General features: G+C 60.7%; 9 protein-coding genes. 5 read left to right on the top strand and 4 right to left on the bottom strand.

The genetic code is table 11. The features are described from left to right. On the bottom strand, positions 1-309 hold a 309-nt coding region (locus PQR53_RS34280; RefSeq protein WP_408464308.1), incomplete at its 3' end, for an isocitrate lyase/phosphoenolpyruvate mutase family protein. A 168-nt stretch (positions 310-477) separates the two neighbouring features. On the opposite strand from PQR53_RS34280, the gene prpR reads away from it, so the two are divergent. The 4 genes from prpR (at position 478) to PQR53_RS34260 (ending at position 6,437) form a co-directional block, all read left to right on the top strand. After that, a complete protein-coding gene (gene prpR, locus PQR53_RS34275) occupies positions 478-2,472 on the top strand; it encodes a propionate catabolism operon regulatory protein PrpR (protein WP_408464306.1) in 1,995 nt (664 codons plus the stop codon). Between the two features lie 136 nt (positions 2,473-2,608). Next, on the top strand, positions 2,609-3,172 hold the full coding sequence (ahpC, locus tag PQR53_RS34270; RefSeq protein ID WP_408274556.1) for an alkyl hydroperoxide reductase subunit C: 564 nt from the start codon (positions 2,609-2,611) through the stop codon (positions 3,170-3,172). Positions 3,173-3,322: 150 nt separating this feature from the next. After that, entirely contained in the window at positions 3,323-4,915 is a 1,593-nt protein-coding gene (gene ahpF, locus PQR53_RS34265; RefSeq protein WP_408464304.1) for an alkyl hydroperoxide reductase subunit F, read from the top strand. Positions 4,916-5,282: 367 nt separating this feature from the next. Beyond that, positions 5,283-6,437: an alkane 1-monooxygenase gene (locus PQR53_RS34260; RefSeq protein ID WP_408464302.1), complete on the top strand. Its 1,155-nt coding sequence runs from the start codon at positions 5,283-5,285 to the stop codon at positions 6,435-6,437. A gap of 137 nt (positions 6,438-6,574) precedes the next feature. Here PQR53_RS34260 and PQR53_RS34255 read toward each other — a convergent pair whose 3' ends face one another. Continuing rightward, positions 6,575-6,988, bottom strand: coding sequence for a DoxX family protein (locus PQR53_RS34255; protein ID WP_408464300.1), 414 nt, complete (start codon positions 6,986-6,988; stop codon positions 6,575-6,577). Positions 6,989-7,081: 93 nt separating this feature from the next. Next, positions 7,082-7,807: a pirin family protein gene (locus tag PQR53_RS34250; protein ID WP_408464298.1), complete on the bottom strand. Its 726-nt coding sequence runs from the start codon at positions 7,805-7,807 to the stop codon at positions 7,082-7,084. Between the two features lie 136 nt (positions 7,808-7,943). Between PQR53_RS34250 and PQR53_RS34245 the strand changes: the two genes are divergently transcribed. Next, on the top strand, positions 7,944-8,822 hold the full coding sequence (locus PQR53_RS34245; RefSeq protein ID WP_408464296.1) for a LysR family transcriptional regulator: 879 nt from the start codon (positions 7,944-7,946) through the stop codon (positions 8,820-8,822). Between the two features lie 423 nt (positions 8,823-9,245). Here the strand turns inward: PQR53_RS34245 and PQR53_RS34240 are convergent, their stop codons facing one another. Then, entirely contained in the window at positions 9,246-10,262 is a 1,017-nt protein-coding gene (locus tag PQR53_RS34240; protein WP_408464294.1) for a 1-aminocyclopropane-1-carboxylate deaminase, read from the bottom strand. Between the last annotated feature and the right edge of the window lie 296 nt (positions 10,263-10,558).

Raw genomic sequence — 10,558 nt, 5'->3', positions numbered from 1 at the left:
TACGCGCACGGTCTGACGCACGTTCAGCGCGTTGCCGAAGCCCGTGTCGGCATCGACGATCAGCGGCAGCGCGACCGCGTCGCGAATCCGCGCGCAATGCTCGGCGACTTCGGCAAGGCCGATGAAGCCGAGATCGGGCAGCCCAAGCGACATGTTGGTGACGCCCGCGCCCGTGATGTAGATCGCTTCGAAGCCGGCGTCTTCAATTACGCGCGCGCTCATTGCGTTGAAGGCGCCCGGCACGAGCAGGCCCTGGCGTTGGTTGACCTTGGCGCGGAAGGCGGCGCGGCGGTTGGCGGATGTGCTCATGAGACTGTCTCCAGAGAGGAAGTGGTTGATAGAACGCCGAGGTGATTTTGCAGGAAGCGTGCCATTTGCCGGCTTGCTAGGTTTGCGTCGAATAATCAAAAGCTTAGTCTGGTAAAGAGCGTTGCCGCGCTTCATGGCAGAATGACGGCATGTTCCGTGAAACGTTTCATGGAACGTTTCAACTGCGGGCGGAGCGTCCCAGTGTCCATTTTCACGTCATCGCTTGCGAATTCTAATTCTGGCCGCCCAGGCGTCGCCCTGGTCAGTATCAGCCGGTTGCAATCGCTTTGCGAGGCCGTCGTACCGCGTTATACCGGGCGGACCAGGTTCTTTTCCGTTCGCGAGGGCTATGGCGCCGCCGTCACGGCCCTGCAGGCCTATGTCGACGCCGGCTCGGTGGATGTCGTGCTGGCCGCCGGATCGAACGGTGCCTACCTGCGCGACAACCTGAGCGTGCCGGTGGTCATGGCCAAGGTGAACGGCTTCGACGTGCTGAGCGCGATCACCCGCATCACGACGGCCTGGCCCGGCGCGCAGATCGGTCTGGTCCTGCACGAAACCATCTCGCGCGAACTCGCCGACCTGAATGCATGGCTGAATGTCGGCCTGAAACAGCGCGCCTACCGCTCGATCGACGAAGTGCGGCGCGCCGTCGGCAACCTCGCGGCTGAAGGCTGCAGCGTGATCATCGGCCCCGGGATGGCCTGCGATTTCGCCCAGCAGGCCGGTCTGGAGATTGTCTTTCTGTACTCGCTGGGCGCCGTCGAAGAAGCCGTCGAGCGCTCGGTCGAGCTGGCGCGCGTGAGCCGCCAGAAGGAGTCGAAGCGGGTTCGCCTGAATACGATCGTCGCTCATCTGCGCGACGGCGTGGCCGCCTTCGACGACGCCGGCCGACTCGAGGCGGTCAATCCGGCAATGCTAGATCTGCTCGGCCTCGAGCGCGAACAGGGCGTCCCGGCGCAATTGACGCGCGCCATCGGGCCATTGCTGCGCGGGACGCTCGAGCATGACATGCCGGTCGAAGAACGTATCGAGCAGATCGGCGGGCGCGCGCTGATCGTCAACTGTGTGCCGATCGTCGAGCAGGGCTTGCGTTCGGGCTCCGTGGTCACGGTGCAGGACGCGCTGGTCGCGCAGCGGATCGACCGCTCGCTGCGTACCAGCCAGCGGCCGAAGCATCTGGTCGCGCGGCACCAGCTGGGCGATCTGGTGGGCAATTCGGCGGCGCTCGAGCGGGTGCGGCGGCTCGCGCGCGCGGGCGCGCCTCACGATGCCACCGTGCGATTGAGCGGCGAAAGCAGCACGGGCAAGGAACTGGTCGCGCAGGGCATCCACAATGCCAGCCGGCGCCGCGGCAATCCGTTTGTCGCCTTCAATTGCGCGGCCTTGCCTGAAGGCCTGATCGAAAGCGAATTGTTTGGTCATGAGGAGGGCGCATTCACCGGCGCGCGCCGGGGCGGCAAGCCCGGCCTCTTCGAGGTTGCCCACACGGGGACGATCTTCCTCGACGAAGTCGGCGAGATGCCGGCGGCGCTGCAAAGCCGGCGGCTGCGGGTGCTGCAGGAGCGCGAAGTCATGAAATTCGGCTCGGGGCGCGCGACCCCTGTCGACGTAAGGGTAATTGCCGCCACCCATCGCGATCTGCACGCGCTGGTCGAGCTGGGCGTGTTTCGCGCGGACCTGTATTTTCGTTTGAATTTGCTTCAGATAGAATTACCGCCGCTGCGCGAAAGACGTGGCGATGGCGCGCCGCTGGCGCCGCACCTGTTGAACCGCAGCGCGCTCCAGTATGGGCTGTCGGGTGCCGCGCTGGAGCGGGTGCTGGCCTTCCTTGCGCCCTTGTTCGAGCAGTATGCGTGGCCCGGCAATGTGCGGGAGCTGGAAAATCTGCTGGCGCGCGCCGCGATTTATCTGAGCGATTCGGACAGCGAAGGCTGGCAGGATCTGCAGGTGGTCTTTCCGGAATTCGGGCGGATGCAGCAGAAGGAGGCTTTGAAAGGGCCAGTTGCAACGGCACCTGCGACCGCTGACACAGCCGATCGCACGCCACCCACCCGCGAGGACGCGCTACGCGTGCTCGAACAGACTGGCGGCAATCGCGCCGCAGCAAGCCGGGCACTGGGAATCGGTCACACGACCTTGTGGCGGCTCCTGAAGGACTGATGCGGTGCAATAGTCATCGGTCGGTGAATAAATAGCGTCAAACTATCGCTATCATTAAAACACTCTGCTTTACCTATTAAGCAGTGTCTGACATACTGACTCCACTTTCCAACCACTTCGAAAGAGGACTCAGTAAATGCCGATCATCAATAGTCAAGTCAAACCGTTTAAGGCACAGGCTTATCACAATGGCGATTTCCAGACCATCACTGAAGAAAGCCTGAAGGGCAAGTGGTCGGTTTTCGTTTTCTACCCGGCTGACTTTACGTTTGTTTGCCCGACTGAACTGGGTGACCTGGCCGATCGTTACGCCGAATTCAAGAAGCTTGGCGTGGAAATCTACAGCGTCTCGACCGATACGCACTTCACGCACAAGGCATGGCACGACACGTCGGACACGATCCAGAAGATCAAGTACCCGATGATCGCTGACCCGACCCTGGCAATCTCGCGCAATTTCGACGTGCTGATCGAAGAAGAAGGTCTGGCACTGCGCGGCACGTTCGTGATCAATCCGGAAGGCGAGATCAAGCTGGCCGAAATTCACGACAACGGCATCGGCCGTGACGCTGGCGAACTGCTGCGCAAGGTGCAAGCTGCGCAATACATCGCGGCTCACCCGGGTGAAGTTTGCCCCGCCAAGTGGACGCCGGGCGCAGAAACGCTGACCCCATCGCTCGACCTGATCGGCAAGATCTAAGGTCTAAAAGCCTCTAGCAGTAGGCGCCTCACGGCGCACCGCCGTGCGGACCGCTTCTTACAGCGGTTCGCGCGTCCCCGGGCTGCGCGCCTCCTATCCGGATGCGTGCGGCGGCCGGGACCCAACACCCTCGCCACGGAATCGGAAGCCATGCTGGACGCCAATCTCAAGACTCAATTGAAAACCTACCTCGAAAAGGTTAGCAGGCCTATCGAGATCGTCGCCTCGCTGGACGACAGCGCGAAATCGCAAGAGCTGCTGGCATTGCTGAACGATATCGCGACGTTGTCGGAACGCGTCACTGTGCTCGAACGCCGCGGCGACGCAGAGCGCAAGCCGTCGTTCTCGATCGGCGAGCCGGGCAAGGAAGCGGGCATCCGCTTCGCCGGCATCCCGATGGGCCATGAATTCACGTCGCTCGTCCTCGCGCTTTTGCAGGTCGGTGGCCACCCGGTCAAACTCGAAGATGCGGTGATCGAACAGATCCGCAATCTCGACGGCGACTATCAATTCGAAACGTATTTTTCGCTGTCATGCCAGAACTGCCCGGAAGTCGTCCAGGCACTGAACGTGATGGCGCTGATCAACCCGCGCATCCGCCACGTGGCGATCGACGGCGCATTGTTCCAGAACGAAGTCGAAGCGCGCCAGATCATGGCGGTACCGACGATGTTCATGAACGGCGAAGTGTTCGGCCAGGGCCGTAGCGGTGTGAAGGAAATCCTCGCCAAGCTCGACACCAACGCCGGTGCGCGTGCGGCCAAGGAACTGGAAAAGAAGCCGGTGTTCGATACGCTGATCGTCGGCGGCGGCCCTGCGGGCGCGGCTGCGGCGATTTACTCGGCGCGCAAGGGGATTGCCACGGGTGTCGTGGCGGAACGCTTCGGCGGCCAGGTGCTCGACACGCTGGCGATCGAGAACTTCGTCTCCGTGACCGAAACCGAAGGGCCGAAGTTCGCCACGGCGCTCGAACAGCACGTGAAGAGCTACGAAGTCGACATCATGGACGTGCAACGCGCTGAAGCGCTGATCCCGGGCCGCATCAACGAAGTGCGTCTGGCAAACGGCGCGGTGCTCAAGGCCAGAACCATCATTCTGGCGACGGGCGCCCGCTGGCGCGAAATCAACGTGCCGGGCGAGCGCGAATACCGTAACCACGGCGTGGCGTACTGCCCGCATTGCGATGGCCCGCTGTTCAAGGGCAAGCGCGTTGCGGTGATCGGCGGCGGCAACTCGGGCGTGGAAGCGGCAATCGACCTCGCGGGTATCGTGCGTGAAGTGACGCTGTTCGAATTCGGCGCGCAACTGCGTGCCGACGAAGTGCTGCAACGCAAGCTGCGTAGCCTCGCCAATGTGACGATCGTCACGCAGGCACAAACCACGGAAATCACCGGCGACGGCAAGAAGGTCAACGGTCTGGTCTATAAAGACCTGCGTTCGGGCGAAACGAAGAGCATCGAGCTCGAGGGTGTGTTCGTGCAGATCGGTCTCGTGCCGAACACCGAATGGTTGAAGGGCACGGTCGAGTTGTCGAAGCACGGCGAGATCGTTGTCGATGCACGCGGCGCAACGTCGGTGCCGGGCGTGTTCGCCGCCGGCGACGTGACCACGGTGCCGTTCAAGCAGATCGTGATTGCAGTGGGTGAGGGCGCGAAGGCATCGCTCTCCGCGTTCGATCACCTGATCCGTAATAGCGACGCGGACGAAGTGGTGAGCGAAGCAGAGGCTGAAGCAACAGTCTGATGATTTTGTTTGAGTAGTAGACGGCGGCCTTCGGGCCGCCGTTTTTTTTGTCAGTTTTTGTCAGATACGCTCCCGTATCAATGCGGATCTGGTCTTCTGGTCGGGCCGGTCGACTGCAAAAAACCTAACGGGAAGTGCACCGTAACAGGCTGACAAACACCCGTTTCATTCACTCGCTCCAACCACGCTACGCGCGCTGGCGTAGCGAACCTTTTGTTTGGAGTCCTTCACCTACGCCAATTCCTTGGCAATCCCACCCGCCAGACCCTATAAATCTGGGAGTCGGGCAAGGTCTCGCCGGCATGCGCACCGGCTGGCAAGCGTAACGCCTGCTACCGCCGGGCGACATAAAACAGGGAGGGAGACAATGGCAACGTCGCAAGCGGCCCCCGCTCGGTGGGTCGACGGTAAGCGCTATCTGTGGCTGCTCGGTGCGCTCACCATCACCTTGCCGCTGCACGCCGCCAATCTGGCGTTGCAGACCGGCTGGCCGATTTTCTGGTGGTTCGGGCCCATTTTCGTGTTTGGCATTATTCCCGTGCTCGACTATCTGATTGGTGACGATCCGGGTAATCCGCCCGAAGAGGTCGTCCCCACGCTCGAACGGGAACGCTACTATCGTCGCGTGGTGTACCTGGCCACCTTCATCGAATATGTTTCGTTTTTCGGCGCGCTGTGGATTGTCGGCACGCATTCCCTCAGGTGGTACGACTATCTAGGCTTTGCGCTCTCGCTGGGGGCGGCGACTGGCGTCTCGATCAATACGGCGCACGAGCTCGGCCACAAGACCGATGGCTTCGAACGATGGCTCGCCAAGGTCACGCTGGCGCCGGTCGCGTACGGTCATTTTTTCGTCGAACATAATCGAGGCCATCATGTGCGGGTGGCGACGCCGCCGGATCCGGCGAGCGCGCGCTACGGCGAATCGTTCTGGCGTTTTCTGCCACGCACGGTGTTCGGCAGCATCGCATCGGCGTGGCGCCTCGAAAAGCAGCGGCTCGAACGCCTCGGCAAATCGCCCTGGACATGGCGCAATGAAGTCCTGCACGCGTGGGCCATGACTGTCGTGCTGTGGGGCGCGATGATCGCGCTGTTCGGCAAGACGGTGATTCCGTTTCTGCTGATTCAGGCTGCGTACGGCGCCTCGCTGCTCGAGGTGGTCAATTATCTGGAGCACTATGGGCTCGGTCGCAAGCAACTCGGGAACGGCCGTTATGAGCGCTGCCAGCCGCAGCATTCGTGGAACAGCAATCGCATCGTAACCAATCTGTTCCTGTATCAGCTGCAACGTCACGCGGACCATCATGCGAATCCGACGCGCTCTTACCAGGCGCTCCGTCATTTGGATGGCGCGCCGCAATTGCCCTCCGGTTACGCGACCATGATCATGCTCGCGTATGTGCCGCCACTCTGGTTTCGCGTGATGAACCCACGCGTGGTCGCGCATTATCAAGGCAATATGGCGCAGTCGAATATCCGGCCGGCAATTCGTGAACGCGTGTTGGCGCGGTTCGCTGGCTAGTACGGAGTGCTTCATGTAAGAAAATCCGCCTGGCGACTGCCTGGCGGATTTTTTTGCGCTCCCGCGCAGTCCGGCAGCATGGATTGACAAGTCGGCGCAACGCGTTCGAGGGCGTATCGAACGCTCGCAGTAGAGCCTTAACGACGGTCGATCGAGTACCGGCCCGCGCCTGTCACGCACAGTAGCAGCAGTCCACCCATGATGCTGATGTTCTTGTAGAAGTTGATCATGTTCGCGTATTGCATTGCACCCGTCATGTTCCAGTAGTGGTGGCCGATGATCGCCGCACCCAGCGTATAGAGTGCCAGCAGCAGCGCGAGCGGCCGCGTATAGAAGCCCACCAGCAACGCAATGCCCACCACAAACTCCATCACGACGGCTATGACTGCCGACAACTCAGGCACCGGCGCCCCGCTCGACGTCATGTAAGCGACGGTGCCGGAAAAGCCGGTTAGTTTCGACCAGCCGAACATCACGAACAGCACCATCAACAGGATGCGGGCGACGAGAATGACTGTGTCTTTCTGGTTTTCAAACAGTGTATAGCGCATGATTTTTCTCGGTAGATTAGGAAGGGCGCGGCACGCCGCAAGACTTCGCGGCGTGCCGCGCTCAAGGCGGCCAGATCGACAGGATCAAGCCGCTTAAGCCCACAACTCCGACATTTCGATGTTACGCAAATCGAACACCAACACCTCCGCGTCGTGACCTTGCGTGAAGGTCAGGGCTTCTTCGCCGCGGACCCGCGCGCCGTCACCTTCGCCAAGTTCGACACCGTTCACCGTGACGCTGCCGCGCGCCACATGGATATAAGCATAGCGATTGCTGGCCAGTTCGAGGCGCGCGGTTTCGTCACCGTCGAAGAGACCGGCATAAACCCGCGCATCCTGTTGCAGCACCAGCGAGTCTTGCGCGCCGTCCGGTGACATCACGAGCCGCAAGACGCCGCGCTTCTGATCCGCGCCAAAGTGGCGTTGCTGATAGCGCGGCGCGGTGCCTTTCTGCGCCGGCGCAATCCAGATTTGCATGAAGTGCACCGAGTCGCTCTTCGAATGGTTGTATTCGCTATGTGCGACCCCGGTTCCCGCGCTCATCAACTGGATGTCGCCAGGCACGATCACCGAGCCGGTGCCCATGGTGTCCTTATGCTCGAGCGCGCCTTCCAGCACGTACGAAAAGATCTCCATGTCACGGTGCGGGTGCTTGCCGAAACCTTGCGCCGGAGCGACACGGTCGTCGTTGATCACGAGCAGGTCGGAAAAACCGTTCTGCTTCGGATCGTGGTAGTTCGCGAAGGAAAACGTATGACGCGAGCTGAGCCAGCCGTGCTCCGCGCGGCCGCGTTGATTGGCGTGTCTGATATCGAGCATCGTATTTCTCCTTGGGTTCTGTTGTGCGATCCGGCCAGATGTTTGTCCGCGATCCATGAATGACAGTGTAGGTCAATCTGGATGCGTATAATCTCTGCTTAAACGGAAACACTGTCTCGTTGGAGTGGACAATACGATGCAAATCGATGATATGCGGATCTTTGTCGCTACGGTCGACGCCCATAACTTCACCGCGGCGGCGAAGCGGCTGGCGCTGTCGAAGCAGTTCGTCAGCCGGCGCGTGATGGCGCTCGAAGAGTCGCTCGGTGTGCAGCTGCTGATCCGCAATACCCGCAAGCTGGCCGTGACCGAGCTCGGTCAGGAGTTTTACGAGCGTGCCAAACGGATTCTCAGCGAGGTGGAAGACGCCGAACAGGCGATGTCGCTGCGGCGCGCCGGGCCGCGTGGGCTGTTGCGGGTCAGTGCGCCGATGTCATTCGGGATGATGCATCTATCGCCGTTGATAGCGAACTTTTTACGCGAGCATGACGATGTGCGCTTCGATATGGAGTTGAGCGATCGCACCGTCGACGTGGTGGGCGAGGGGTTCGATATGGCGATCCGGATCGGCACGTTGCCGGATTCCACGCTGATCGCGCAGAAGCTTGGCGACGTCAGAATGGTGGCGTGTTGTAGTCCGGGGTATGTGCGGCGGCGTGGCGCGCCGCGTCATCCTGCTGAGCTCGCGCGGCATTCGTGTTTGCTGTATGGGCATGGTGGGGTTGTGAGTTGGGATTTTGTTGTTGATGGGGTTTCGAAAGGGTTTGAGGTGGAGGGGCCGCTGCGGGCGAATAATGGGGAGTTGATTCGTGATGCGGCAGTAGCTGGGTTAGGGATTGTTCGGCTTCCTGATTTTATTGTTGCTGAGGCGCTGGCTGGTGGTCAGCTTGTGACCGTGTTGGAGGAGTTTTTGCCAATGGCAGTTACCGTTTATGCGGTTTATCCGCAGCATCGGCAGAGTTCTGTGGCGGTGAGGGTTTTTGTGGAGTTTTTGAGGGAGGGGTTGGGGGGGTGATTGTTTTTTTGCCTACGGCGTTGGACTTTGCTTGATCTGGATTTTGGCCTGTCCTTGATTTCTTAGTGGTCTATTAGTGTTGCCCCTGTGCGGGGCGGCACTTACTTTCTTTGCCGCCGCAAAGAAAGCTAAGCAAAGAAAGCGGCTCAACCCGCCAGCTCATAAGCGGGGCCCCCGCACAGCCGCGGTAGTGGTGCATCTGGAATCCGTGTTCTCGCACATTTGGCGCAAGTGACAAAGGGCTCATACTTCCCGCCTCGCACTTCGTGCTCTTCAGAACGGATCATCGGAAAGACCGGCTGTCGCCTATCTGTGCCCTCGCACATTCGGCGTGAGTGACAAAGGGCTCATACCTCTCGCCTCGCACTTCGTGCTCGCCGGAACGGATCATCGGGGGGGGGGCGGCGTGGGCGCCGCTTCGCTTTAGCCGTTCCGGAATATGAAGCTGTAGCCATTCAGCGCGGGGACGCCGCCCAGGTGCGCGTACAACACGCGTGAGCCCTCCGCGAATTCGCCGTTTCTCACCTTGTCAATCATGCCGTGCATCGATTTGCCCTCGTAGACCGGGTCGGTCAATACGCCCTCCAACCGCGCGCAGAGACGAATCGCCTCCAATGTCCCCGCGTTCGGCAACCCGTATTCCGGACCGCCATAGCGCTCGTCCAACACCACATCCTCGCCCGTGATGTCGCGGCCAAGGTCGACCTTTTCCGCCGTCTGTTTCGCGATTCGGATGATCTGGTCGCGCGTTTGCCCCGGTTTCGCTGATGCGTCGATCCCAATCACGCGCTCGGCACGCCCGTCAGCAGCGAAACCCACCACCATGCCGGCTTGCGTGCTGCCCGTCACAGAGCACACCACGATGTAGTCGAATTTGAAGCCCAACTCGGCTTCCTGCTGGCGAACTTCCTCCGCGAAACCCACGAATCCCAAGCCGCCCAGCGGATGGTCGGAGCAGCCGGCCGGGATCGCGTACGGCTTGCCGCCCGTCGCTCGCACGCTCTCCAATGCGTCCTCCCAACTCTTGCGAAAACCAATGTCAAAGCCGTCGGCAACCAGCCGGACGTCAGCGCCCAGAATGCGCGACATCTGAATGTTGCCGACGCGGTCGTACACGGCGTCCGAATAATTCACCCAGTTCTCCTGCACCAGCACACACCTCATCCCCAGATGCGCAGCAACAGCCGCCACCTGACGGGTCTGGTTCGACTGGATACCCCCAATCGACACCAACGTGTCACAACCCTGCGCCAATGCCTCGGGAATCAGATACTCAAGCTTGCGCGTCTTGTTGCCCCCGAACGCAAAGCCGCTGTTGCAGTCCTCGCGCTTCGCATACAGATGCACCTTGCCCCCCAAATGCTCGCTCAAACGCTTCAGCGGCTGGATCGGCGTCGGACCAAAAGTCAGCGGGTAACGAGGGAATCGTTGCAGGTTCATGGCAGCTCCGAGTGGTGGATTCAACGCGAGCAGGAAGTCGTCGCGCTAAACAAATGGTAGGGAAAAGCGGTCGAAATGAGCTTGCAAAGAAAGTCCATTCGACATAATTTGGAAACTCCATACCTCACCAAGGCTTAATAAAAAGCCAAGCGGAAGCCAATGAACGCAATAAAAGTTCGTGTTGTTCCGGCGGCGGCACCCGGAAAGACCGGAAAGGCTGGAAAGACCGGAAGAACCGCGAGAGCCGCTAGAGCCGTAGCGACAACAGCCACCGCAACCGCCGTAGCCGAGCCGCT

Source organism: Paraburkholderia fungorum (assembly GCF_046027605.1).
In the GTDB taxonomy this organism is placed as follows: Bacteria; Pseudomonadota; Gammaproteobacteria; order Burkholderiales; family Burkholderiaceae; genus Paraburkholderia; species Paraburkholderia fungorum_F.
Note: the sequence above shows the minus strand (reverse complement) of the source record. Positions and strands in the feature narration are given on the sequence as shown.